Origin of the sequence: Cedecea neteri (genome assembly GCF_000757825.1) — a bacterium.
Taxonomy (GTDB): Bacteria; Pseudomonadota; Gammaproteobacteria; order Enterobacterales; family Enterobacteriaceae; genus Cedecea; species Cedecea selenatireducens.
The window spans coordinates 2,353,202-2,378,429 of record NZ_CP009451.1 but is presented as its reverse complement, the minus strand read 5'-3'; the positions used below and the strand labels follow the sequence as shown (position 1 = coordinate 2,378,429).

Below are 25,228 nucleotides of genomic sequence, written 5' to 3'. Positions count from 1 at the left end.
TGTCGGTGAACAGTTTTAACAGAGGGGCGTTTACGCCCCTTTTGTCCGTCTGGCGCCCACTACTGGCGCTGGCGGGTGCGTTAGTGCTCACGGCATGCAGCAGCAATAATCTCCCTCCTTTTACCGCCACTGGCTATGTTGCCGACCAGGGCGTAGTCCGCATCTGGCGTAAAGACAACGCCGATGAGTCCACCCACATACTTACCGCCTTTAGTCCGTGGCAGCACGGGGCAACTACCACCGGTGAATACCGCTGGCAGGGCGATAAGCTGACCTTTATCGAGCTCAATATTCAGGGTAAGCAGCCGGAGCATGTCAAAGTCCGCTTTGACGACCACGGTGAGCTGAGCTTTATGCAGCGCGAAGTCAACAGCCAGAAGCAGCAACTCTCCAACGATCAGGTCGCTTTGTACCAGTTCAATGCCAACCGTATTCGGGAAACAAGCGAAGCGCTACGCATTGGCCACGTTGTGCTGCGTCAGGGGCGTTGGCACCAGAACGGCACGGTAACGACCTGCGAAGGGGAAACGCTATCGCCTAAGCTTGATAGCGCCTCACTGAGCCACATCGCGCGTCGTCAGAGCAACTCTTCTCTCGACGTCAGTATTGCCTGGCTGGAAGCGCCGGAAGGTTCACAGCTGCTGCTGGTGGCGAACCAGAACTTCTGCAGCTGGCAGCCCAGGCCTGGCGATTTCTAGGCATAAAAAAACCGCTACGAGAGCGGTTTAGTCCGTACTGTCGATATTACTTCGCGTCTTCACGCGCAATGGCGCGGTAGCCGATATCCGAGCGGCTGAAGCTGCCATCCCAGTGAATATCTTTTTTCAGCTCCAGCGCGCGCTGCTGAGCCTTAGCAACCGTCTCGCCGAGTGCGGTCACGCAGAGAACTCGCCCGCCGTTGGTAAGCACAAGGTCATCTTCGCTGAGCTTAGTGCCGGCATGGAAGACCTTGCCGTCGGCCACTTCTTCCAGCGGCAGGCCGTGGATAACGTCTCCGTTGCGATAATCGGCTGGATAACCGCCCGCCGCCAGCACGATGCCCAGTGCCGGACGTTCGTCCCACTTAGAGTCTTTCTCATCAAGCTTGCCGTCGCAGGCCGCGAGGCACAGTTCGACCAGGTCTGACTGCAGACGCAGCATGATGGGCTGGGTTTCTGGATCACCAAAGCGGCAGTTGAACTCAATCACCTTCGGATTACCCTGCTTATCGATCATCAACCCGGCGTACAGGAAGCCGGTGTAGGTGTTCCCCTCGGCAGCCATACCGCGTACGGTCGGCCAAATCACGCGTTCCATGGTGCGCTGATGAACTTCATCCGTAACAACCGGAGCCGGGGAGTAAGCTCCCATCCCGCCGGTGTTCGGGCCCGTATCGCCGTCGCCAACTCGCTTATGATCCTGGCTGGTGGCCATCGGCAGGACGTGCTCGCCGTCAACCATCACGATAAAGCTGGCTTCTTCGCCGTCGAGGAACTCTTCAATAACAATGCGGTGGCCCGCATCGCCAAACGCGTTCCCGGCCAGCATGTCATTCACGGCGGCTTCCGCTTCTTCCAGGGTCATCGCCACAATAACGCCTTTTCCCGCGGCCAGGCCGTCGGCCTTAATCACGATTGGCGCACCTTTTTCACGCAGGTAAGCCAGCGCAGGCTCAACTTCGGTAAAGTTCTGGTATTCCGCCGTCGGAATGTTATGACGAGCCAGGAAGTCTTTGGTGAAGGCCTTCGAGCCTTCCAGCTGCGCGGCGCCTTCGGTTGGCCCGAAGATCTTCAGCCCGGCGGCGCGGAATGCATCCACTACGCCAATGACCAGCGGGGCTTCAGGGCCGACGATGGTTAAGTCGATTTTTTCGTTCTGCGCAAAACTCACCAGGGCCGGAATATCCGTGGCACTGATGGCGACGTTCTGCAGCGCAGGTTCCAGCGCGGTGCCCGCGTTACCTGGAGCAACAAAGACGGTGCGTACTAAAGGAGACTGAGCGGCTTTCCAGGCCAGCGCATGTTCGCGCCCGCCGTTACCAATAACTAAAACTTTCATCTATAAACGCTCCGGTAATTAATGGCGGAAGTGGCGCATATCGGTGAAGATCATCGCGATCCCATGCTCGTCGGCGGCGGCAATGACCTCTTCATCACGAATAGAACCGCCCGGCTGGATAACGCAGCTCACGCCAGCTTCGGCTGCAGCATCAATCCCATCGCGGAACGGGAAGAAGGCGTCAGAGGCCATGGCGGAGCCTTTCACTTCCAGACCTTCGTCACTGGCCTTGATGCCGGCAATTTTGGCGGAGTAAACGCGGCTCATCTGGCCGGCGCCTATGCCGATGGTCATATTGTCACGGGCATAAACGATGGCATTCGATTTAACGAACTTCGCTACCTTCCAGCAGAACAGCGCATCATGCAGTTCTTGCTCTGTTGGCTGGCGTTTAGTGACAACGCGCAGATCGCCAGCGGTCACCATACCCAGATCGCGATCCTGAACCAGCAGGCCGCCGTTCACACGTTTAAAGTCGAGGCCGGCAGTGCGTTTCTGCCATTGGCCACAAACCAGGACACGAACGTTCTGCTTGGCTGCGGTTATCTGCAGCGCTTCTTCGCTGGCGGAAGGGGCGATGATCACTTCGACGAACTGGCGGGAAATAATCGCCTGTGCGGTTTCAGCGTCCAGCTCGCGGTTGAAGGCGATGATGCCGCCGAAGGCTGACGTTGGATCGGTTTTATAAGCCAGGTTGTAGGCTTCGAGCACGGAACCGCTAACCGCAACGCCGCAAGGGTTGGCATGCTTAACGATAACGCAGGCAGGTTCGTCGAACTCTTTCACGCACTCCAGCGCCGCATCGGTATCCGCGATGTTGTTATAGGAGAGCGCTTTACCCTGCACCTGGGTCGCGGTAGCCACGGACGCTTCTTTAATTTCTTCTTCTATATAGAAGGCGGCTTGCTGATGGCTGTTTTCGCCATAGCGCATATCCTGCTTCTTAATGAAGTTCAGGTTCAGCGTGCGCGGGAAGCGCCCGGCAGGATCTTTGCTCTCGCCGTGGTAAGCAGGCACCAGGCTGCCGAAGTAGTTGGCGATCATGCTGTCGTAGGCGGCGGTATGCTCAAAGGCTTTGATCGCCAGATCGAAGCGGGTTTCCAGCGTTAGCGATCCTTCGTTAGCGTCCAGCTCGGCAACGATCGTCGGGTAGTCACTGCTTTTTACTACGATCGCCACATCTTTATGGTTCTTGGCCGCGGAGCGAACCATGGTTGGGCCACCGATATCGATGTTCTCGACCGCATCTTCTAAAGAGCAGCCTTCGCGAGCAACGGTCTGGGCAAACGGATAAAGGTTAACGACGACCATATCAATAGGAGAGATGGCGTGCTCCGCCATAATCGCATCGTCCTGGCCACGACGACCCAAAATACCGCCGTGAACTTTCGGATGCAGCGTTTTGACACGTCCGTCCATCATCTCCGGGAAACCGGTGTAGTCGGAGACTTCGGTTACCGGCAGGTTTGCTTCAGCCAGCAGGCGGGCGGTTCCGCCGGTGGACAGCAGCTCCACTCCACGCTGGGAGAGGGCCTGAGCGAATTCGACGATACCGGCTTTGTCAGAAACACTGAGCAGTGCGCGGCGTACAGGACGACGTTGTGGCATGGTTTTATCCCTTGGCTTTGGTTCGCATATAGAAGAGCGTTAGCTGAATTTTAGTCTTCACCTTGGTTCTGGCGGCGCAGAAAAGGGAATTTAAGGAAAAGAAGAGACGAAAACTCAGCTAACGCCCCGATCGGGGGTGTCCATTTTATCGCGGTGCATTGTAGCGAAAACGTTTGCGTCACGCTCGCGAATTTTAAGTTCAAATCCGGATTGTGGATAAGTCTGTGTGCAAAAGGGTATAAGGCGGGGTTTTGCTGTGGAATGCAGCAGTCAGTCATTTTTCTGTCATTTTAGTGTTGCAGCGCCGGGAGAACTCCCTATAATGCGCCTCCATCGACACGGAACATGTGAACAACATCACAGAGTAACGGCGGCGATGAGAGTAAAAAATCCTGAAATTAAGGGTTGACTCTGAAAGAGGAAAGCGTAATATACGCCACCTCGAGTTAGCAAGCGAAAGCGCGTAACTCACTGCTCTTTAACAATTTATCAGACAATCTGTGTGGGCACTCGCAGGATTGATATCTCAGCATTTTCGGATGCAACAAAATATCAAGTCTTGAAGAGTGACTACTGATTTTATAAACAGTTTTAATTCTTTGAGCATCAAACACTTTTAAATTGAAGAGTTTGATCATGGCTCAGATTGAACGCTGGCGGCAGGCCTAACACATGCAAGTCGAGCGGTAGCACAGGGAGCTTGCTCCTGGGTGACGAGCGGCGGACGGGTGAGTAATGTCTGGGGATCTGCCTGATGGAGGGGGATAACTACTGGAAACGGTAGCTAATACCGCATAACGTCGCAAGACCAAAGAGGGGGACCTTCGGGCCTCTTGCCATCAGATGAACCCAGATGGGATTAGCTAGTAGGTGGGGTAATGGCTCACCTAGGCGACGATCCCTAGCTGGTCTGAGAGGATGACCAGCCACACTGGAACTGAGACACGGTCCAGACTCCTACGGGAGGCAGCAGTGGGGAATATTGCACAATGGGCGCAAGCCTGATGCAGCCATGCCGCGTGTATGAAGAAGGCCTTCGGGTTGTAAAGTACTTTCAGCGAGGAGGAAGGCGTTAAGGTTAATAACCTTAGCGATTGACGTTACTCGCAGAAGAAGCACCGGCTAACTCCGTGCCAGCAGCCGCGGTAATACGGAGGGTGCAAGCGTTAATCGGAATTACTGGGCGTAAAGCGCACGCAGGCGGTTTGTTAAGTCGGATGTGAAATCCCCGGGCTCAACCTGGGAACTGCATTCGAAACTGGCAAGCTTGAGTCTTGTAGAGGGGGGTAGAATTCCAGGTGTAGCGGTGAAATGCGTAGAGATCTGGAGGAATACCGGTGGCGAAGGCGGCCCCCTGGACAAAGACTGACGCTCAGGTGCGAAAGCGTGGGGAGCAAACAGGATTAGATACCCTGGTAGTCCACGCCGTAAACGATGTCGACTTGGAGGTTGTGCCCTTGAGGCGTGGCTTCCGGAGCTAACGCGTTAAGTCGACCGCCTGGGGAGTACGGCCGCAAGGTTAAAACTCAAATGAATTGACGGGGGCCCGCACAAGCGGTGGAGCATGTGGTTTAATTCGATGCAACGCGAAGAACCTTACCTACTCTTGACATCCAGAGAACTTTCCAGAGATGGATTGGTGCCTTCGGGAACTCTGAGACAGGTGCTGCATGGCTGTCGTCAGCTCGTGTTGTGAAATGTTGGGTTAAGTCCCGCAACGAGCGCAACCCTTATCCTTTGTTGCCAGCGGTTCGGCCGGGAACTCAAAGGAGACTGCCAGTGATAAACTGGAGGAAGGTGGGGATGACGTCAAGTCATCATGGCCCTTACGAGTAGGGCTACACACGTGCTACAATGGCGCATACAAAGAGAAGCGACCTCGCGAGAGCAAGCGGACCTCATAAAGTGCGTCGTAGTCCGGATTGGAGTCTGCAACTCGACTCCATGAAGTCGGAATCGCTAGTAATCGTAGATCAGAATGCTACGGTGAATACGTTCCCGGGCCTTGTACACACCGCCCGTCACACCATGGGAGTGGGTTGCAAAAGAAGTAGGTAGCTTAACCTTCGGGAGGGCGCTTACCACTTTGTGATTCATGACTGGGGTGAAGTCGTAACAAGGTAACCGTAGGGGAACCTGCGGTTGGATCACCTCCTTACCTAAAAGATACAAACCCGCGTAGTGCTCACACAGATTGTCTGATAGATGTAGAGAAGCAAGGCGTCTTGCGATTGAGACTTCAGTGTCCCCTTCGTCTAGAGGCCCAGGACACCGCCCTTTCACGGCGGTAACAGGGGTTCGAATCCCCTAGGGGACGCCACTTGCTGGTATGTAAGTGAAAGTTGCGTGCCGTTATATCTCAAAACTGACTTGAAAGAGTCATGTTTGAGATATTTGCTCTTTAACAATCCGGAACAAGCTGAAAATTGAAACGACATGTCGTCTCATTCCTCCGTAATAAGGAATGGGGTTAAGACATGTTCGAGTCTCTCAAATTTTCACAACAGCGATTTTGTCTTACGAGACATCTTCGGGTTGTGAGGTTAAGCGACTAAGCGTACACGGTGGATGCCCTGGCAGTCAGAGGCGATGAAGGACGTGCTAATCTGCGATAAGCGTCGGTAAGGTGATATGAACCGTTATAGCCGGCGATTTCCGAATGGGGAAACCCAGTGTGTTTCGACACACTATCGTTAAGTGAATACATAGCTTAACGAAGCGAACCGGGGGAACTGAAACATCTAAGTACCCCGAGGAAAAGAAATCAACCGAGATTCCCCCAGTAGCGGCGAGCGAACGGGGAACAGCCCAGAACCTGAATCAGTTTGTGTGTTAGTGGAAGCGTCTGGAAAGTCGCAGGGTACAGGGTGATACTCCCGTACACTAAAATGCACATACTGTGAGTTCGAAGAGTAGGGCGGGACACGTGGTATCCTGTCTGAATATGGGGGGACCATCCTCCAAGGCTAAATACTCCTGACTGACCGATAGTGAACCAGTACCGTGAGGGAAAGGCGAAAAGAACCCCGGCGAGGGGAGTGAAACAGAACCTGAAACCGTGTACGTACAAGCAGTGGGAGCCTCTTTATGGGGTGACTGCGTACCTTTTGTATAATGGGTCAGCGACTTATATTCTGTAGCAAGGTTAACCGTATAGGGGAGCCGCAGGGAAACCGAGTCTTAACTGGGCGTTAAGTTGCAGGGTATAGACCCGAAACCCGGTGATCTAGCCATGGGCAGGTTGAAGGTTGGGTAACACTAACTGGAGGACCGAACCGACTAATGTTGAAAAATTAGCGGATGACTTGTGGCTGGGGGTGAAAGGCCAATCAAACCGGGAGATAGCTGGTTCTCCCCGAAAGCTATTTAGGTAGCGCCTCGTGAACTCATCTTCGGGGGTAGAGCACTGTTTCGGCTAGGGGGCCATCCCGGCTTACCAACCCGATGCAAACTACGAATACCGAAGAATGTTATCACGGGAGACACACGGCGGGTGCTAACGTCCGTCGTGAAGAGGGAAACAACCCAGACCGCCAGCTAAGGTCCCAAAGTCATGGTTAAGTGGGAAACGATGTGGGAAGGCACAGACAGCCAGGATGTTGGCTTAGAAGCAGCCATCATTTAAAGAAAGCGTAATAGCTCACTGGTCGAGTCGGCCTGCGCGGAAGATGTAACGGGGCTAAACCATGCACCGAAGCTGCGGCAGCGACGCTTATGCGTTGTTGGGTAGGGGAGCGTTCTGTAAGCCGTCGAAGGTGGACTGTGAGGTCTGCTGGAGGTATCAGAAGTGCGAATGCTGACATAAGTAACGATAAAGCGGGTGAAAAGCCCGCTCGCCGGAAGACCAAGGGTTCCTGTCCAACGTTAATCGGGGCAGGGTGAGTCGACCCCTAAGGCGAGGCCGAAAGGCGTAGTCGATGGGAAACAGGTTAATATTCCTGTACTTGGTGTTACTGCGAAGGGGGGACGGAGAAGGCTATGTTAGCCGGGCGACGGTTGTCCCGGTTTAAGCATGTAGGCGGAGCGTTTAGGTAAATCCGGACGCTTATTAAACGCTGAGGTGTGATGACGAGGCACTACGGTGCTGAAGTAACAAATGCCCTGCTTCCAGGAAAAGCCTCTAAGCATCAGGTAACATTAAATCGTACCCCAAACCGACACAGGTGGTCAGGTAGAGAATACCAAGGCGCTTGAGAGAACTCGGGTGAAGGAACTAGGCAAAATGGTGCCGTAACTTCGGGAGAAGGCACGCTGTCGGTAGGTGAAACCCCTCGCGGGTGGAGCTGAAGGCAGTCGAAGATACCAGCTGGCTGCAACTGTTTATTAAAAACACAGCACTGTGCAAACACGAAAGTGGACGTATACGGTGTGACGCCTGCCCGGTGCCGGAAGGTTAATTGATGGGGTTATCCGCAAGGAGAAGCTCTTGATCGAAGCCCCGGTAAACGGCGGCCGTAACTATAACGGTCCTAAGGTAGCGAAATTCCTTGTCGGGTAAGTTCCGACCTGCACGAATGGCGTAATGATGGCCAGGCTGTCTCCACCCGAGACTCAGTGAAATTGAAATCGCTGTGAAGATGCAGTGTACCCGCGGCAAGACGGAAAGACCCCGTGAACCTTTACTATAGCTTGACACTGAACATTGAGCCTTGATGTGTAGGATAGGTGGGAGGCTTTGAAGCGTGGACGCCAGTCTGCGTGGAGCCAACCTTGAAATACCACCCTTTAATGTTTGATGTTCTAACGTAGACCCGTGATCCGGGTTGCGGACAGTGTCTGGTGGGTAGTTTGACTGGGGCGGTCTCCTCCTAAAGCGTAACGGAGGAGCACGAAGGTTAGCTAATCACGGTCGGACATCGTGAGGTTAGTGCAAAGGCATAAGCTAGCTTGACTGCGAGAGTGACGGCTCGAGCAGGTGCGAAAGCAGGTCTTAGTGATCCGGTGGTTCTGAATGGAAGGGCCATCGCTCAACGGATAAAAGGTACTCCGGGGATAACAGGCTGATACCGCCCAAGAGTTCATATCGACGGCGGTGTTTGGCACCTCGATGTCGGCTCATCACATCCTGGGGCTGAAGTAGGTCCCAAGGGTATGGCTGTTCGCCATTTAAAGTGGTACGCGAGCTGGGTTTAGAACGTCGTGAGACAGTTCGGTCCCTATCTGCCGTGGGCGCTGGAGAATTGAGGGGGGCTGCTCCTAGTACGAGAGGACCGGAGTGGACGCATCACTGGTGTTCGGGTTGTCATGCCAATGGCATTGCCCGGTAGCTAAATGCGGAAAAGATAAGCGCTGAAAGCATCTAAGCGCGAAACTTGCCCCGAGATGAGTTCTCCCTGACCCTTTAAGGGTCCTGAAGGAACGTTGAAGACTACGACGTTGATAGGCTGGGTGTGTAAGCGTAGCGATACGTTGAGCTAACCAGTACTAATGATCCGTGAGGCTTAACCTTACAACACCGAAGGTGTTTTGAGAGAAATTAGAGAGAAAGAGTAAATTTTCAGCTTAGTTCAGGATTAAATTGATGGTTATGCGGATGCATAACGGTCAATAACAGAATTTGCCTGGCGGCCGTAGCGCGGTGGTCCCACCTGACCCCATGCCGAACTCAGAAGTGAAACGCCGTAGCGCCGATGGTAGTGTGGGGTCTCCCCATGCGAGAGTAGGGAACTGCCAGGCATCAAATAAAACGAAAGGCTCAGTCGAAAGACTGGGCCTTTTGTTTTATCTGTTGTTTGTCGGGGAGCGCTCTCCTGAGTAGGACAAAATCGTCGGGAACGATTTTGAACGCCGCCTGCGGCGGCCCCGGAGGGGTGAGTATCAGGATGATACGAATACTAAGTCGGGAACGATTTTGCACAGCCGGAGGCTGCCCGCAGGGTGACGGGCAGGACAGCCCGGCATACAACTGCCAGGCATCAAATAAAACAGAAAACCTCAGCCTGACGGCTGGGGTTTTTTGCTTTCTATGCCCTGCTAATTTTCACGTCACAGCGGATAGACTCATTCACTGCATTTCGGCCCCCATTCCAGCGTAAAGCCCTGATCTTAGCCATCTCCGCTAAATGAAACATTTTCACCTTTTCGCTTCTGGCTCGACATTGATTGCCAAACTCGGTATTGTCAGGTGTCTGGATGTCTAAACGTTTAAACGTATGCTTTGAGGATATAAGGTTATGCCGATTCGGGTGCAGGACGAGCTACCAGCCGTCAATTTCCTGCGTGAGGAAAACGTCTTTGTGATGACTTCATCGCGCGCCAGTAATCAGGAAATACGTCCGCTAAAGGTACTGATCCTGAATCTGATGCCGAAGAAAATTGAGACGGAAAACCAGTTCCTGCGGCTGCTCTCCAACTCTCCGCTGCAGGTGGACATCCAGCTGCTGCGCATTGATAGCCGTGAATCTCGCAACACGCCCAGCGAACATCTCAATAACTTTTACTGCAATTTTGAAGATATCCAGCACGATAACTATGACGGCCTGATTGTGACCGGCGCGCCGCTTGGCCTGGTCGAATTTAACGACGTCGCTTACTGGCCACAGATCCAGCAGGTCCTGGAGTGGGCCAAAGATCATGTCACCTCTACGCTGTTTGTCTGCTGGGCCGTGCAGGCCGCGCTGAATATTTTGTATGGCATTCCGAAGCAAACTCGGGATGAAAAACTATCTGGCGTCTACGAGCACCATGTCACCCAGCCTCATGCTTTGCTGACGCGCGGCTTTGACGATTCATTTCTTGCGCCGCACTCTCGCTATGCCGACTTCCCCGCCCAGCTGATCCGCGATTATACGGATCTGGAGATTTTTGCCGAAACCGAACAGGGCGATGCCTATCTGTTTGGCAGCAGGGATAAGCGCATCGCATTCGTGACGGGCCATCCGGAATACGATCCTTTAACGCTGTCCGGAGAGTATTTCCGCGATGTTGATGCGGGACTCGAGCCTGATGTGCCCTATAACTACTTCCCTGGGGACGATCCGGCGAAAAAACCTCGTGCCACCTGGCGTAGCCATGGCAATTTACTGTTCACCAACTGGCTGAACTATTACGTCTACCAGATCACGCCATTCGATCTCCGCCGCATGAACCCTACGCTGGATTAAGCGTTTCAGCTTCCCACCACAGGCGCCTCCGGCGCCTTTTTTATATTCTGAAAACCACTTCCCTCCTTGTTTAAACTTTAATCTTATAAATATCAATGTGATAAATGAATTTAAATTCAAAAATGGAAATTGTTTTTGATTTTAAAAATTCATCAAGTAGTCTTAATTCTGTTGCATGAAAACTGCACAGCCGTGCGCGATTCACTTTTGGCCGTCTCGACGGGATAAGACGAAGGAGTAACCGAATGACACAACAGACAGTTAGCGAAGAGCTGGCCTTTAGCCAGCCGTTTGGTGACCAGGAGAGACAGATTCTCACCCCTGAAGCCGTTGATTTCCTCAGCGACCTGGTAGCCCGCTTTACCCCACAGCGCAATAAGCTGCTGGCGGCTCGTATTGCGGAGCAGCAGGCTATTGATGCAGGAAAACTGCCTGATTTTAATTCGGAAACCGATTCCATTCGAAAGAGTGACTGGCAAATTCGCGGCATTCCACAGGATCTTCTCGACCGGCGGGTTGAAATTACCGGGCCGGTTGAACGCAAAATGGTTATCAATGCCCTGAATGCTAACGTAAAAGTATTTATGGCCGACTTTGAGGATTCCCTGGCACCGAGCTGGAGCAAGGTTATCGATGGCCAGATCAACCTGCGCGATGCGGTTAATGGCACCATCAGCTGGACCAACGAAGCGGGAAAAATTTATCAGCTAAAGCCCGATCCGGCGGTACTGGTTTGCCGCGTACGCGGCCTGCACCTGCCTGAAAAACACGTGACCTGGCGTGGGGAAGCCATTCCGGGCAGCCTGTTCGACTTCGGGCTCTATTTCTTCCACAACGTTGATGCCTTGTTGGCCAAAGGCAGCGGCCCTTACTTCTACCTGCCGAAAACGCAGTCGTGGCAGGAAGCCGCCTGGTGGAGCGAAGTATTCAGCTTTACGGAAGATCGCTTCGATCTGCCGCGGGGCACCATCAAGGCCACTCTGCTGATCGAAACGTTACCGGCAGTCTTCCAGATGGACGAGATCCTGCACGCGCTGAAAGATCACATTGTCGGCCTGAACTGCGGGCGTTGGGACTACATCTTCAGCTACATAAAAACCCTGAAAAACCATCCGGATCGCGTCCTGCCGGACAGACAGTCCGTGACGATGGACAAACCGTTCCTGAATGCTTACTCGCGCCTGCTGATTAAAACCTGCCATCGCCGGGGCGCTTTTGCGATGGGCGGTATGGCGGCCTTTATCCCTAGCAAAGACAGCGCGCGTAATGAATGGGTGCTGAACAAAGTCAAAGCGGACAAAGAGATGGAGGCCAACAACGGCCACGACGGCACCTGGATTGCGCATCCGGGCCTTGCGGACACGGTTGTCGAGGTCTTTGGCAAAGCGCTAGGTGAGCGTCACAACCAGCTGGATATTAGCCGCAGCGAAGATGTTCCCATTACCGCGGCCCAGCTGCTTGAGCCTTGCCCTGGGGAGCGTACCGAAGAAGGCATGCGCGCCAACATCCGCGTTGCAGTGCAGTACATCGAGGCCTGGATCTCCGGCAACGGCTGCGTGCCTATCTATGGGCTGATGGAGGATGCCGCGACCGCTGAAATTTCCCGTACTTCCATCTGGCAATGGATCCATCACCAGAAGACGCTGAGCAACGGCCAGACCGTCACTAAATCGCTGTTTCGCCAGATGCTTGCCGAAGAGATGTTGGTGATTCAGGCCGAGCTGGGGGACCAGCGTTATAGCCAGGGGCGCTTCGATGAAGCCGCACGGCTGATGGAACAAATTACCACCTCAGAAGAGTTAATCGACTTCCTGACGCTGCCGGGCTACCGCCTGCTTGCCTGAACCTAACCCTATAAAAATGGAGCATCTGCAATGAAAACCTCTCGTAGCCAACAGATTCAACAAGTACAACAAGAATGGACACAACCGCGTTGGGAAGGCATTGAGCGTACCTATAGCGCAGAAGACGTGGTGAAACTGCGCGGTTCGCTGAACCCGGAATGCACGCTGGCGCAGCACGGGGCGGCGAAGCTCTGGCGTCTGCTGCACGGCGAGTCGAAAAAAGGCTACGTAAACAGTCTGGGGGCGTTAACCGGTGGTCAGGCTTTGCAGCAGGCTAAAGCGGGTATCGAAGCTATCTACTTATCCGGCTGGCAGGTGGCGGCGGATGCTAACCTGGCCTCCAGCATGTATCCGGATCAGTCGCTCTACCCGGCTAACTCCGTTCCTGCGGTAGTCGACAGGATCAACAACAGCTTCCAGCGCGCGGATCAGATCCAGTGGGCGTCGAATATTGAGCCGGGCGACCCGCGCCACGTTGACTACTTCCTGCCGATCGTTGCCGACGCTGAGGCAGGCTTTGGCGGCGTGCTAAACGCCTTCGAGCTGATGAAGTCGATGATTCAGGCCGGTGCAGCGGCGGTACACTTTGAAGACCAGCTTGCCTCGGTGAAAAAGTGCGGTCATATGGGCGGCAAAGTATTGGTCCCGACCCAGGAGGCTATCCAGAAATTAATCGCCGCTCGTCTGGCGGCGGACGTGATGGGCGTTCCCACGCTGCTGATTGCCCGTACCGATGCCGATGCGGCAGACCTGATCACCTCCGACTGCGACGAATATGACCGCGAGTTCGTCACCGGCGAACGTACGCAGGAAGGTTTCTATCGCACTCGGGCTGGCATTGAGCAGGCTATCAGCCGTGGCCTGGCCTATGCCCCTTATGCCGACCTGGTCTGGTGTGAAACCTCTAAACCCGATCTGGACCAGGCCCGTCGCTTTGCCGAAGCGATCCACGCTCGCTTCCCTGGCAAGCTGCTGGCCTACAACTGTTCGCCATCGTTCAACTGGAAGAAAAATCTCGATGACAAAACCATCGCTTCCTTCCAGCAAGAACTGTCGGACATGGGCTACAAGTACCAGTTCATCACCCTGGCGGGGATCCACAGCATGTGGTTCAACATGTTCGACCTGGCGCACTCTTATGCTCAGGGCGAGGGGATGCGCCACTATGTTGAGAAGGTACAGCAGCCTGAGTTTGCTGCGGCTTCCGAAGGTTATACCTTCGTCTCTCATCAGCAGGAAGTGGGTACCGGCTACTTCGACCGCGTCACTACCATCATTCAGGGCGGCGCCTCTTCCGTAACCGCGTTGACTGGTTCTACCGAAGAAGAACAGTTCTGAACAAACTTTATTTTCCCCCTCTCCTTTGGGAGAGGGCCGGGGTGAGGGGAGAAATAAATGTCACACAGGCTGGAGCTGTTAATTGCCCACACCATCCTGCAAGGGTTCGATGCGCAATACGGTCGATTTCTTGAGGTCACCGCGGGTGCGCAGCAGCGCTTTGAACAGGCCGACTGGCACGCCGTTCAGCAGGCGATGAAAAGCCGTATCAATCTTTACGATCATCACGTAGGGCTCGTCGTAGAGCAGCTTCGCTGTATTACCGGCGGCCAGAATACCGATGCGGCCTTTTTGCTGCGCGTGAAAGAGCAGTACACCAGGCTTTTGCCGGATTATCCGCGTTTTGAAATTGCCGAAAGCTTTTTTAATTCCGTCTATTGTCGGCTCTTCGATCACCGCTCGCTTACTCCCGAGCGGCTTTTTATCTTTAGCTCGCAGGCTGGCAAACAGCTCCGGCCGCTGCCTCGTCCGCTGGCTAAAACCTTTTTCCCGGAGCAGGGCTGGACGACATTGCTCACCACCTTGCTCTCCGATCTCCCGCTGCGTCTTCCCTGGCAGGATATTGCGCGGGACGTTGGTTTTATTCTTGCCCATCTCCATGAAACGTTCGGCGCAGAAGCATTGCGTACGGCCACGCTCGAAGTCGCCAACGAGCTGTTTTATCGCAATAAAGCCGCCTGGCTGGTTGGCAAACTGGTACTGCAGGGGAGAACAATTCCATTTTTGCTGCCGATCCACCGCACAGATGATGGCCGCTTAATGGTGGATACCTGCCTGACCAGTTCACCTGAAGCCAGCATCGTTTTTGGCTTCGCTCGTTCTTACTTTATGGTTTATGCCCCTTTCCCCGCCGCGCTCGTCGAGTGGCTGCGCGAGATTTTACCGGGCAAAACCACCGCCGAACTGTATATGGCAATCGGCTGCCAGAAGCACGGCAAAACCGAAAGCTATCGCGAATATCTGACCTACATTAACAACACGCCCGAGCAGTTTATTGAGGCGCCGGGCATTCGTGGCATGGTGATGCTGGTCTTCACTCTCCCGGGCTTCGATCGTGTTTTTAAGGTGATAAAGGACAGGTTCGCGCCGCAGAAAGAAGTCACCGCCGAAAGGGTTCGTGCCTGCTACCAGCTGGTAAAGGAACACGACCGCGTGGGGCGTATGGCGGATACCCAGGAGTTTGAAAACTTCGTGCTGGATAAGCAGCAGATAAGCCCTGAGTTAATGGCGCTGCTGCACGAAGAAGTCCCGGAAAAACTCACCGATCTTGGCGACCGCATTGCCATTAGCCATCTTTATATCGAACGGCGAATGGTGCCGCTCAACCTGTGGCTTGAGCAGGTTGAAGGTCAGCAGTTGAGGGATGCGGTGGAAGAGTACGGCAACGCCATTCGCCAACTGGCGGCGGCTAATATTTTCCCCGGTGACATGCTGTTTAAAAACTTTGGCGTGACGCGCCACGGGCGAGTGGTGTTCTACGATTACGATGAAATTTGCTATATGACCGAGGTAAATTTCCGGGATATTCCGCCGCCACGTTACCCAGAGGATGAGTTGTCCTCCGAGCCCTGGTACAGCATCTCGCCGGGCGATGTCTTCCCGGAGGAATTCAGGCACTATCTTTGCGCGGACAGGCGTATTCGCCCGCTATTCGATGAAATGCACGCTGACCTGTTCCGCGCCGACTTTTGGCGAGCTTTGCAAACCCGCATCCGCGAGGGCTATGTCGAGGATGTCTTCGCCTATCGCCGCCGCCAGCGTTTCAGCCAGCGGTTTGGGGACGTGAAGAGGGCGGGTTAGCGCCCGCCGCCGTATGCCAGAGTAATTTCCTTCGCTGCCTTAATGACCAGAGCGCCAATCTCCGTCACCCGGTCATCGGTGATGCGCGAAATCGGGCCAGAAATGGAGATGGCAGCAAACGCCTCGTGGTGCTCGTCGTAGATGCAGGAGGCCACGCAGCGTAGCCCCAGCGCATGTTCTTCATCGTCAAACGAGTAACCCCGCTTGCGCGTTTGCGCTAAATCTTCTTTTAAATGCAGCGGTGAAGTCAGCGTTGCGGGCGTGTAGCTGTGTAAGCCCTTGCGGTGCAGCAGGCCCGCCAGTTCGTCATCGTTGAGATGAGCCAGAAACGCCTTGCCTGCGCCGGAAGCGTGCATCGGCAGCTTGCCGCCAATGGGGGCCGACATACGCATCAACTGCGTGCACTGAACCTGGTCGATGATAATCGCCTGATGATCGCTCTTGTCCAGCACCGCGAGGTTAACGGTTTCGCCGGAAGCTTCCATCAGCTTGCGCAGAATCGGGTGCACGATGGCCAGCAGGTTGCGGCTTTGCAGGAAGCTGCTGCCGACGACAAAAGCGTGAGCGCCAATCGTCCAGTGGCCCAGATCGCCTACCTGGTGAACGAAGCCTAACTGCTGCATCGTGGTCAGCAGACGGTGGGTCGTGGAGTTCGGCAGGCCGGCCTGCTGGGCAAGCTCGGTCAACGCCACGCTGCCGTGAGATTCGGCAATCCACTCCAGCAGTTTGAGGCCGCGAGTGAGGGATTGAACCTGCCCGGTGACCTGCGGGGCAGCAGCGGCTGCGGCGCGGGGTTTCTTACCTCGTTTAGCGGGGACTGTAGCAACCATACCGGACTCCTTTTTCGTATCGTGGAAATCATTTTCGTTTTATTTGGCGAATTTGCAACCGCTCACGGACTGATCGGATGAGTGATGCTGAACATCTCTCATGTTCCTGACGTGCGGCTTTTACGACCCTGTAGTTTGTGCAAGTATGGGGCTGCAGGTCCGTCAGTCAGGGAAAAAAGGTGGGAGTGAGCGTGAGTAACAACGTAGAGAAGCTGAAGCAACAACTGAGTGAACGCATTCTGGTGCTGGACGGTGGCATGGGGACCATGATCCAGAGCTATCGTCTTGATGAGAACGACTTCCGCGGGGAGCGTTTTGCCGACTGGCCGTGCGACCTCAAGGGCAACAATGACCTGCTGGTGCTCAGCAAGCCGGAAATCATCACCGCGATTCACTACGCCTACTTTGAGGCTGGTGCAGACATCGTTGAAACCAACACCTTCAACTCCACCACGATTGCGATGGCTGACTACCAAATGGAATCGCTGTCGGCGGAAATTAACTACGAAGCCGCGAAGCTGGCTCGTGCCTGTGCCGATGAATGGACGGCACGTACGCCGGAAAAACCACGCTATGTCGCCGGTGTGTTAGGCCCCACCAACCGCACGGCTTCAATCTCCCCGGACGTGAACGACCCGGCCTTCCGCAACATCACTTTTGATCAACTGGTCGCCGCTTATCGTGAATCGACCAGGGCGCTGGTGGAAGGCGGGACCGACCTGATCATGATCGAAACGGTGTTCGACACCCTGAACGCCAAAGCCGCCATCTTCGCGGTGAAGGCAGAGTTTGAGGCGCTTGGCGTTGACCTGCCGATTATGATTTCCGGCACGATTACCGATGCTTCAGGCCGCACGCTTTCCGGTCAGACGACGGAAGCTTTCTATAACTCCCTGCGCCATGCCGATGCGCTCTCCTTTGGGCTTAACTGCGCGCTGGGGCCGGACGAGCTGCGCCAGTACGTCGCTGAACTGTCGCGCATTGCCGAGTGCTACGTAACCGCTCACCCTAACGCCGGTCTGCCAAATGCTTTCGGCGAGTACGATCTCGATGCAAAAGTGATGGCCCAGCAGATTGGCGAATGGGCGCAGGCCGGATTCCTGAACATTGTTGGCGGCTGCTGCGGGACAACGCCTGCGCACATTGCTGCGATGAGCAAAGCGGTGGCTGGCGTTGCGCCGCGTAAGCTCCCCGAACTGCCGGTTGCCTGCCGTCTGGCCGGGCTTGAGCCGCTGAACATTAGCGCGGACAGCCTGTTTGTGAACGTAGGCGAACGCACCAACGTCACCGGCTCGGCTAAATTCAAGCGGCTGATCAAAGAAGAAAAATACAGCGAGGCGCTGGACGTTGCGCTGCAGCAGGTCGCCAGCGGCGCGCAGATAATTGACATCAACATGGACGAGGGGATGCTCGACGCCGAAGCGGCGATGGTGCGCTTCCTCAACCTGATTGCCGGCGAGCCGGATATCGCCCGCGTGCCGATCATGATCGACTCCTCGAAATGGGACGTCATCGAGAAAGGGCTGAAGTGCATTCAGGGCAAAGGCATCGTTAACTCCATCTCGATGAAGGAAGGCATTGAGCCGTTTATTCATCACGCGAAGCTGGTGCGTCGCTACGGCGCGGCGATGGTGGTGATGGCGTTCGACGAAGCGGGCCAGGCGGATACCCGCGAGCGAAAAATCGAGATTTGCCGCCGGGCCTACAAAATTCTTACCGAAGAGGTGGGCTTCCCGCCGGAAGACATCATCTTTGACCCGAACATCTTCGCGGTGGCGACCGGTATCGAAGAGCACAACAACTACGCGCAGGACTTTATCGGCGCCTGCGAAGACATTAAGCGCGAGCTGCCGCACGCGATGATTTCCGGCGGCGTGTCTAACGTCTCCTTCTCCTTCCGCGGCAACGATCCGGTACGCGAAGCCATTCACGCGGTATTCCTCTATTACGCGATCCGCAACGGCATGGACATGGGGATCGTGAACGCCGGGCAGCTGGCGATTTACGACGACCTTCCGGCCGAGCTGCGTGACGCTGTAGAAGACGTCATTCTTAACCGGCGTGATGACAGCACCGAACGGCTGTTAGAGCTGGCTGAAAAATATCGCGGCAGCAAAAGTGATGAAGCCGCCAATGCGCAACAGGCCGAGTGGCGCAGCTGGGACGTCGTTAAGCGGCTTGAATATTCGCTGGTGAAAGGGATCACCGAGTTCATCGAAGCAGACACCGAAGAGGCTCGCCAGCAGTCGGCTCGCCCAATCGAAGTAATTGAAGGCCCTCTGATGGCGGGGATGAACGTGGTGGGCGACCTGTTTGGCGAGGGGAAAATGTTCCTGCCGCAGGTGGTCAAATCGGCCCGCGTCATGAAGCAGGCGGTGGCCTGGCTCGAGCCTTATATCGAAGCCAGTAAGGAAAAAGGATCGACTAACGGCAAAATCGTCCTCGCCACGGTGAAAGGCGACGTGCACGACATCGGCAAGAACATCGTCGGCGTGGTGCTGCAGTGTAACAACTACGAAATTATCGACCTTGGCGTGATGGTGCCCGGCGAGAAAATTTTGAAAACTGCCCGCGAAGTGGGCGCGGATATTATCGGCCTCTCTGGCCTTATTACGCCTTCGCTGGATGAAATGGTCAACGTCGCCAAAGAGATGGAGCGCCAGGGCTTTACGTTACCGCTGCTGATTGGCGGAGCGACGACTTCCAAAGCCCATACCGCGGTGAAAATCGAGCAGAACTACAGCGGCCCAACGGTGTATGTGCAAAACGCCTCCCGTACCGTAGGCGTTGTCTCTGCTCTGCTTTCAGAAACCCAGCATGATGAATTTGTGGCCCGAACCCGCAAAGAGTACGAAGTGGTTCGCACCCAGCACGCACGCAAAAAACCTCGCACTCCGCCTGTTACGCTGCAGGCCGCAAGGGATAACGACCTGGCGTTTGACTGGGAAAGTTATACGCCGCCGGTTGCCCATCGGCCTGGCGTGCAGGAGGTTACCGCCAGCATTGAGACGCTGCGAAATTACATCGACTGGACGCCGTTCTTTATGACCTGGTCGCTGGCCGGGAAATACCCACGCATCCTGGAAGATGAAGTGGTAGGCGAGGAAGCGCAGCGCCTGTTTAAAGACGCCAACGACATGCTCGATATGCTCCACCGCACGAAGACGATGACGCCGCGCGGCGTGGTAGGCCTGTTCCCGGCGAACCGTGTTGGCGACGACGTAGAGGTTTATACCGATGAAACGCGGACCCAGGTTAAAGCCGTCAGCCGTCATCTACGCCAGCAAACCGAAAAAAGCGGCTTCCCGAACTACTGTATTGCCGACTTTGTCGCGCCTAAACACAGCGGTAAAGCGGACTACATCGGCGCTTTTGCGGTCACCGGCGGTATTGAAGAAGACGACCTGGCCGGCGCCTATGACGCGCAGCATGATGATTACAACAAAATCATGGTGAAAGCGGTGGCCGATCGCCTGGCCGAAGCTTTTGCTGAATATCTCCACGAGCGCGTACGTAAAGTCTACTGGGGCTATGCGGCGACTGAAAACCTCAGCAATGAGGAGCTTATTCGCGAAAATTACCAGGGGATTCGTCCGGCGCCGGGCTATCCGGCCTGCCCGGAGCACACCGAAAAGGCGGCTATCTGGGCGCTGCTGGACGTAGAGAACGTGATTGGCATGAAACTCACTGAATCTTACGCCATGTGGCCCGGCGCGTCGGTTTCCGGCTGGTACTTCAGCCACCCCGACAGCAAGTATTTCGCGGTCGCACAAATTCAGCGCGACCAGGTCGAGGACTATGCGAGGCGCAAAGGGATGCCGGTGAGCGAGGTTGAACGCTGGCTGGCGCCAAACCTGGGTTATGACGCCGACTAGCCGCTAAAAATAACCTTTCCTTACAACTTACAAGGCGCTCCGTGAGCGCCTTGTCTCTTTATTGAAGTTAACCCCTTATACTGAAGAAGGGTGGCTATTTTTTGCCTCAGGAACCCTAAAAACGATAAGGAGAATAAAAATCCGTGCTGACCTTGTTACACCTGCTTTCCGCCGTTTCACTGCTGGTCTGGGGCACGCACATCGTGCGTACCGGTATCATGCGCGTTTACGGCGCCAACCTGCGCAGCGTACTTAGCCGCAGCGTAGAAAAGAAACCTCTCGCCTTCTGCGCCGGTATCGGCGTGACCGCTTTGGTGCAGAGCAGCAATGCCACCACGATGCTGGTCACGTCCTTCGTTGCTCAGGATCTGGTGGCGCTTACGCCTGCGCTGGTGATTGTGCTGGGGGCCGACGTGGGTACGGCGCTGATGGCGCGTATCCTGACCTTCGATCTTTCGTGGCTTTCGCCGCTGCTGATTTTTATCGGCGTTATCTTCTTCCTCAGCCGCAAGCAAACGCGCGCCGGGCAGCTTGGCCGCGTGGGGATTGGCCTTGGCCTTATTCTGCTGGCGCTTGAGCTGATTGTCGGGGCCGTCACGCCGATCACCCAGGCGAACGGTGTCCAGGTCATCTTCGCTTCTCTGACCGGCGATATCATGCTCGACGCGCTGATTGGCGCGATGTTCGCCATCATCAGCTACTCCAGCCTGGCGGCCGTTTTACTGACGGCCACGCTGACGTCCACCGGAGTAATTTCGTTTGATGTGGCGCTATGCCTGGTGATTGGCGCTAACCTCGGCTCCGGCCTGCTGGCGATGATCAACAACAGCGCCGCGAATGCCGCAGCGCGCCGGGTAGCGCTTGGCAGCCTGCTGTTTAAGCTGGTGGGTAGCCTGCTGGTGCTGCCGTTTGTGCACATTCTTGCCCGATTGATGCACCACCTGCCGCTGCCTGAGTCAGAGCTGGTTATCTACTTCCACGTGTTCTACAACCTGATCCGTTGCCTGGTGATGGTGCCTTTTGCCGAGCCGATGGCGCGCTTCTGCCGCCGGGTTATCAGCGAAGTGCCCGAAGTCGATGCCCGCATGAAGCCGAAGCACCTCGATCCTACGGCGCTGGATACGCCTGCGCTGGGGTTATCTAATGCTGCGCGCGAAACCCTCAGAATGGGGGACGTGCTGGAGCAGATGCTGGAAACCTGGAGCAAGGTAATGCACGGCGAGCCGCGTCAGGAAAAAGAGCTGCGCAAGCTGGCTGACGACGTGGACGTGCTGTATACCGCCATTAAGCTTTATCTGGCGCAGATGCCAAAAGAAGATCTGGCGGAAATGGAGTCCCGCCGCTGGGCGGAAATCATCGAAATGTCGCTTAACCTGGAACAGGCGGCAGATATCATCGAACGTATGGGCAGCGAAGTGGCGGATAAATCGCTCGCCGCGCGCCGGGCCTTTTCGCCGGATGGCCTGACCGAGCTGGACAACCTGCTTCAGCAGCTGATAAGCAACCTGCAGCTCAGCCTGTCGGTATTCTTTTCAAGCGACCTGGGCAGCGCCCGCCGCCTGCGCCGCAACAAGCACCGTTTCCGCATTATGAACCGCCGCTATTCTCACGCTCACGTCGACCGTCTGCACCAGCAAAACGTGCAGAGCATCGAAACCAGTTCGCTGCACCTTGGGCTGCTGGGGGATATGAAGCGCCTCAACTCGTTGTTCTGTTCCGTCGCCTACAGCGTGCTGGACCAGCCGGACGATGACGACGAGCGGGATGAGTATTAGAAAAATGGCGCCTTAATGGGCTGGGCGCCTACTTTACGGTAAGGGTAATACCCAGCGCTTTCATCACGGCAAGCGTGCTTTTAAGCGTTGGGTTTCCTTCTGCACTAAATGAACGGTACAGCTGTTCGCGAGACAGGCCCGTTTCAGTGGCTACTTGCGACATCCCTTTTGCCCGTGCAACTACGCCCAGCGCCTTTGCTATATAGGCTGCATCTCCGGTTTCCAGGGCATCCGCCATGAAAAAAGCAATTTCCTCGTTGTCGACCAATGCAGATGCAGGATCGTAATCTGTTAATTTATTCATCGTCGAAATCTTCCTCATGTTCCCAGTCTTTCGCCAGCAATTTCGCTAAAACTATATCCTTGTGCTAATCATTTTGCTTCCTCCACAGAGAAGCAAAATGATTAGCTTCCCACGCTGCTGGTAGTAAAGGCGATAGCCCGGCCCAAAATGGATTCTAAGTTCGCTGATGCCTGCCCCAACGGGTTGCACATCGCCAGGTAAACCATTCGCTAGCCTTAAAAGCCGGGCGGCAATAACGGTTTTTGCCCTTTTATCTCTAAGTAAACTTAGCCAGGCGCTAAAAGCACTCGTTTGTTTGAGTTTATTCATTGTAGTTTATAAAGCACATCAGAAATAGGTGTATAAAAAATATTCATGCGGCTAAAGCGGCGCAATGGCCGTCGCCGCAGTCTGGAAAGTCATTCGCAGCACGTTTTCAATATTTACGAGGAAGCTTCCAGAGATGCAGGTTAATGTGAGAAAGGCGGTTCGCAACGCCCTGCGGGTAAGGTATAGTCCTGGGTTTTCGGAGGAGCCATGCTGACTAATTCATCTATTCGTCTTAACAAATACATCAGCGAGAGCGGGATCTGCTCACGCCGTGACGCCGATCGCTACATCGAACAGGGCAACGTTTTTATTAACGGCAAGCGCGCCAAAATTGGCGATCAGGTCTTTGCCGGCGACAGCGTGAAGGTGAATGGTCAGCTTATTGAGCCTCGTAATGAAGACGATCTGGTGCTGATTGCCCTGAATAAACCGGTGGGGATTGTGAGCACCACGGAAGACGGCGAAAGAGACAACATCGTCGACTACGTGAACCACAGCAAGCGCGTGTTCCCTATTGGCCGCCTGGACAAAGACTCTCAGGGCCTGATTTTCCTCACCAACCACGGTGACCTGGTAAACAAAATTCTGCGCGCCGGTAACGACCACGAGAAAGAGTATGTGGTCACGGTGAACAAACCGGTCACTGACGAGTTTATTCGCGGTATGGGCGCGGGCGTGCCGATTCTTGGCACCGTCACCAAAAAATGCAAAGTCAAAAAAGAGGCGCCGTTTGCGTTTCGTATTATCCTGGTTCAGGGGCTGAACCGCCAGATTCGCCGCATGTGTGAGCATTTTGGCTATGAAGTGACGAAGCTTGAGCGCACGCGCATCATGAACGTTAACCTGACCGGGATCCCGTTGGGAGAGTGGCGTGACCTGACGGATGATGAACTGATTGAGCTGTTTAAGCTGATTGAGGACTCGTCCTCTGAGGCCGCACCGGCTAAAAAAGCGAAGCCAAAAGCGGCCACGCCAGCGGTGAAAAAGCCGCTGGTCAGCGGGCCGAAAAGCTCAGCAAAAACGCCCGCTGAGCTCGCCTCTCGTAAACGCTTTGCTTCTCCCGGCCGCAAGAAGAAGGGCCGTTAAGCTAGCGTTTCCCCCGCGTATGGTTATTGGCTGACCACGAATAGGTGGTAGAAGTATCCGGTTTTAATGCGTTTTGTTTCTTCAGCTGGCGAGCTTTCTTAGCCGCCAGCGCGCGTTCCGCCATCAGCTTATCGATGTACTCTTTTTTTACCTGATTGGTTTCTGAGTTGGTCAACGTACGACCGTGGGCAATGCGGGCGCGATCCAGCAGTGTTTTAAGCTCACGCTGTTCGCTTTCCGTCATGTCTTGCTGTGTCAGTCTGGCTGTAGCCATCGTTGCAATCTCCCAGGAAAGGACGTTCAGTGTAAAGCAAACCTCCAGCATCGACGAGACAAAAAAGCCTGCGTTTGCAGGCTTTTATCGTTCTATTTTTTCTCGTTTTGCTGCGATTTTATCGCTTTACCTGACCAGTAACCTGCCAGCAGGGAGCCCGAAAGGTTATGCCAGACGGAAAACAATGCGCCAGGCAGCGCCGCCAGCGGTGAGAAGTAAATTTTACCCAGCGTAGCCGCGAGACCCGAGTTCTGCATACCCACTTCAATGGCCAGCGTCCGGCAGGTGGACTCGTCGAAGCCAAAGAGACGCCCGCCCCAGTAGCCGCCGAGCAGGCCAATAGTGTTATGCAGAATCACCGCGATAATCACCACCAGGCCAACGGAGGCGATGTGTGACGCCGAGCCTGCGACAACTGCGCTGATGATGGCGAGAATGCAGAGCATGGAAAATGCGGGCAGCCACGGCTCCACGCGCTTAACGAGGCGTGGGAACAGATGGTGCACAATCAGGCCCAGACCAATCGGGATAATGACGATTTGCAAAATACTGACCAGCATGCCCATCACATCGACTTTGATATCGGCATCCACATACAGACGGGTCAGTAGCGGAGTGGCGAAGACGCCGACCAGCGTGGAAACAGAAGAGATGGTAACGGAGAGCGCAACGTCGCCCCTGGCCAGGTAAATCATGACGTTGGACGCCGTGCCGCTGGCTACGCTGCCGACCAGCACCATCCCGGCGGAAAGATCGGGGGGCATATGGAACAGCATCGCCAGCAGCCATGCTGCCAGCGGCATCACCAGATAGTGCAGAAAAATTCCCGCCGCCACCGGTGCCGGGCGCGACAGCACCCGTTTAAAGTCTTCAAGTCGCAGATGTACGCCCATACCAAACATAATGAGCATCAGCAGCGTACTGACCCAGGGGCCAATCGGGGTAAAGGTTGAAGGGGTATAATACGCAGCGACGGAGACCAGCAGCGCCCAAAGCGGGAACAGCCGGGTTAGGGTGGCTATCATAGCGATGTCCTTGCAGAGTT

The 25,228-nt window shown here is 55.0% G+C and carries 15 protein-coding genes, 1 tRNA gene and 3 rRNA genes; 12 read left to right on the top strand and 7 right to left on the bottom strand.

The window, feature by feature from the left end:
* Window positions 1–5 precede the first annotated feature (5 nt).
* Window positions 6–698, top strand: a complete 693-nt coding sequence (locus JT31_RS10955; RefSeq protein ID WP_038483026.1) for a DUF1481 domain-containing protein — start codon at window positions 6–8, stop codon at window positions 696–698.
* A 46-nt stretch (window positions 699–744) separates the two neighbouring features.
* Here JT31_RS10955 and purD read toward each other — a convergent pair whose 3' ends face one another.
* Window positions 745–2,037, bottom strand: a complete 1,293-nt coding sequence (purD, locus tag JT31_RS10950) for a phosphoribosylamine--glycine ligase (RefSeq protein ID WP_038476755.1) — start codon at window positions 2,035–2,037, stop codon at window positions 745–747.
* A gap of 18 nt (window positions 2,038–2,055) precedes the next feature.
* Window positions 2,056–3,645 carry a bifunctional phosphoribosylaminoimidazolecarboxamide formyltransferase/IMP cyclohydrolase gene (gene purH / locus JT31_RS10945; RefSeq protein ID WP_038476753.1) on the bottom strand — a complete coding sequence of 530 codons (1,590 nt, stop codon included), beginning with the start codon at window positions 3,643–3,645 and terminating at the stop codon, window positions 2,056–2,058.
* A gap of 618 nt (window positions 3,646–4,263) precedes the next feature.
* Here purH and JT31_RS10940 point away from each other — a divergent pair.
* The 8 genes from JT31_RS10940 to aceK all read left to right on the top strand — a co-directional run bounded on the left by JT31_RS10940 (window position 4,264) and on the right by aceK (window position 15,730).
* Window positions 4,264–5,803, top strand: a 16S ribosomal RNA gene (locus JT31_RS10940).
* An 86-nt stretch (window positions 5,804–5,889) separates the two neighbouring features.
* A tRNA-Glu gene (locus tag JT31_RS10935) sits at window positions 5,890–5,965 on the top strand.
* Window positions 5,966–6,186: 221 nt separating this feature from the next.
* Window positions 6,187–9,094 (top strand): 23S ribosomal RNA (locus JT31_RS10930).
* A gap of 111 nt (window positions 9,095–9,205) precedes the next feature.
* A 5S ribosomal RNA gene (gene rrf, locus JT31_RS10925) occupies window positions 9,206–9,321 on the top strand.
* The 16S, 23S and 5S rRNA genes sit together here with 1 tRNA gene alongside, the layout of an rRNA operon.
* 497 nt (window positions 9,322–9,818) lie before the next feature.
* A complete protein-coding gene (metA, locus tag JT31_RS10920; protein ID WP_038476751.1) occupies window positions 9,819–10,748 on the top strand; it encodes a homoserine O-acetyltransferase MetA in 930 nt (309 codons plus the stop codon).
* A 245-nt stretch (window positions 10,749–10,993) separates the two neighbouring features.
* On the top strand, window positions 10,994–12,592 hold the full coding sequence (gene aceB / locus JT31_RS10915; RefSeq protein ID WP_038476749.1) for a malate synthase A: 1,599 nt from the start codon (window positions 10,994–10,996) through the stop codon (window positions 12,590–12,592).
* A 30-nt stretch (window positions 12,593–12,622) separates the two neighbouring features.
* Window positions 12,623–13,930, top strand: a complete 1,308-nt coding sequence (gene aceA, locus JT31_RS10910; protein WP_038476747.1) for an isocitrate lyase — start codon at window positions 12,623–12,625, stop codon at window positions 13,928–13,930.
* A gap of 57 nt (window positions 13,931–13,987) precedes the next feature.
* Window positions 13,988–15,730: a bifunctional isocitrate dehydrogenase kinase/phosphatase gene (gene aceK, locus JT31_RS10905; protein ID WP_038476744.1), complete on the top strand. Its 1,743-nt coding sequence runs from the start codon at window positions 13,988–13,990 to the stop codon at window positions 15,728–15,730.
* On the opposite strand, the gene iclR is transcribed toward aceK, so the two are convergent.
* Entirely contained in the window at window positions 15,727–16,560 is an 834-nt protein-coding gene (gene iclR, locus JT31_RS10900) for a glyoxylate bypass operon transcriptional repressor IclR (RefSeq protein ID WP_038476742.1), read from the bottom strand. The genes aceK and iclR overlap by 4 nt on opposite strands.
* Before the next feature lie 191 nt (window positions 16,561–16,751).
* On the opposite strand from iclR, the gene metH reads away from it, so the two are divergent.
* Entirely contained in the window at window positions 16,752–20,435 is a 3,684-nt protein-coding gene (metH, locus tag JT31_RS10895) for a methionine synthase (protein WP_038483023.1), read from the top strand.
* Window positions 20,436–20,578: 143 nt separating this feature from the next.
* Window positions 20,579–22,210 carry a Na/Pi cotransporter family protein gene (locus JT31_RS10890; protein ID WP_038476740.1) on the top strand — a complete coding sequence of 544 codons (1,632 nt, stop codon included), beginning with the start codon at window positions 20,579–20,581 and terminating at the stop codon, window positions 22,208–22,210.
* Between the two features lie 28 nt (window positions 22,211–22,238).
* On the opposite strand, the gene JT31_RS10885 is transcribed toward JT31_RS10890, so the two are convergent.
* Entirely contained in the window at window positions 22,239–22,514 is a 276-nt protein-coding gene (locus JT31_RS10885) for an addiction module antidote protein (protein WP_038476738.1), read from the bottom strand.
* A gap of 51 nt (window positions 22,515–22,565) precedes the next feature.
* Window positions 22,566–22,823 (bottom strand): type II toxin-antitoxin system RelE/ParE family toxin, encoded by a 258-nt coding sequence (locus JT31_RS23085; RefSeq protein WP_200882460.1) that lies wholly within the window; start codon window positions 22,821–22,823, stop codon window positions 22,566–22,568.
* Window positions 22,824–23,030: 207 nt separating this feature from the next.
* Between JT31_RS23085 and rluF the strand changes: the two genes are divergently transcribed.
* Window positions 23,031–23,909, top strand: coding sequence for a 23S rRNA pseudouridine(2604) synthase RluF (gene rluF, locus JT31_RS10880; protein ID WP_038476736.1), 879 nt, complete (start codon window positions 23,031–23,033; stop codon window positions 23,907–23,909).
* A gap of 1 nt (window position 23,910) precedes the next feature.
* Here rluF and JT31_RS10875 read toward each other — a convergent pair whose 3' ends face one another.
* Together JT31_RS10875 and panS are read right to left on the bottom strand one after the other, a co-directional pair.
* Complete coding sequence (locus tag JT31_RS10875; protein ID WP_038483020.1) at window positions 23,911–24,183, bottom strand: DUF3811 domain-containing protein; 273 nt, start codon at window positions 24,181–24,183, stop codon at window positions 23,911–23,913.
* Window positions 24,184–24,275: 92 nt separating this feature from the next.
* Window positions 24,276–25,208 (bottom strand): ketopantoate/pantoate/pantothenate transporter PanS, encoded by a 933-nt coding sequence (gene panS, locus JT31_RS10870; protein ID WP_038476734.1) that lies wholly within the window; start codon window positions 25,206–25,208, stop codon window positions 24,276–24,278.
* Window positions 25,209–25,228: the final 20 nt, after the last annotated feature.

Excerpts from the sequence above, each read along its gene's own strand:
- purD (WP_038476755.1), bottom strand. The coding sequence starts at position 2,037 with ATGAAAGTTTTAGTTATTGGTAACGGCGGGCGCGAACATGCGCTGGCC.
- purH (WP_038476753.1), bottom strand. The coding sequence starts at position 3,645 with ATGCCACAACGTCGTCCTGTACGCCGCGCACTGCTCAGTGTTTCTGAC.
- metA (WP_038476751.1), top strand. The coding sequence starts at position 9,819 with ATGCCGATTCGGGTGCAGGACGAGCTACCAGCCGTCAATTTCCTGCGT.
- aceB (WP_038476749.1), top strand. The coding sequence starts at position 10,994 with ATGACACAACAGACAGTTAGCGAAGAGCTGGCCTTTAGCCAGCCGTTT.
- aceA (WP_038476747.1), top strand. The coding sequence starts at position 12,623 with ATGAAAACCTCTCGTAGCCAACAGATTCAACAAGTACAACAAGAATGG.
- aceK (WP_038476744.1), top strand. The coding sequence starts at position 13,988 with ATGTCACACAGGCTGGAGCTGTTAATTGCCCACACCATCCTGCAAGGG.
- iclR (WP_038476742.1), bottom strand. The coding sequence starts at position 16,560 with ATGGTTGCTACAGTCCCCGCTAAACGAGGTAAGAAACCCCGCGCCGCA.
- JT31_RS10885 (WP_038476738.1), bottom strand. The coding sequence starts at position 22,514 with ATGAATAAATTAACAGATTACGATCCTGCATCTGCATTGGTCGACAAC.
- JT31_RS23085 (WP_200882460.1), bottom strand. The coding sequence starts at position 22,823 with ATGAATAAACTCAAACAAACGAGTGCTTTTAGCGCCTGGCTAAGTTTA.
- rluF (WP_038476736.1), top strand. The coding sequence starts at position 23,031 with ATGCTGACTAATTCATCTATTCGTCTTAACAAATACATCAGCGAGAGC.
- JT31_RS10875 (WP_038483020.1), bottom strand. The coding sequence starts at position 24,183 with ATGGCTACAGCCAGACTGACACAGCAAGACATGACGGAAAGCGAACAG.
- panS (WP_038476734.1), bottom strand. The coding sequence starts at position 25,208 with ATGATAGCCACCCTAACCCGGCTGTTCCCGCTTTGGGCGCTGCTGGTC.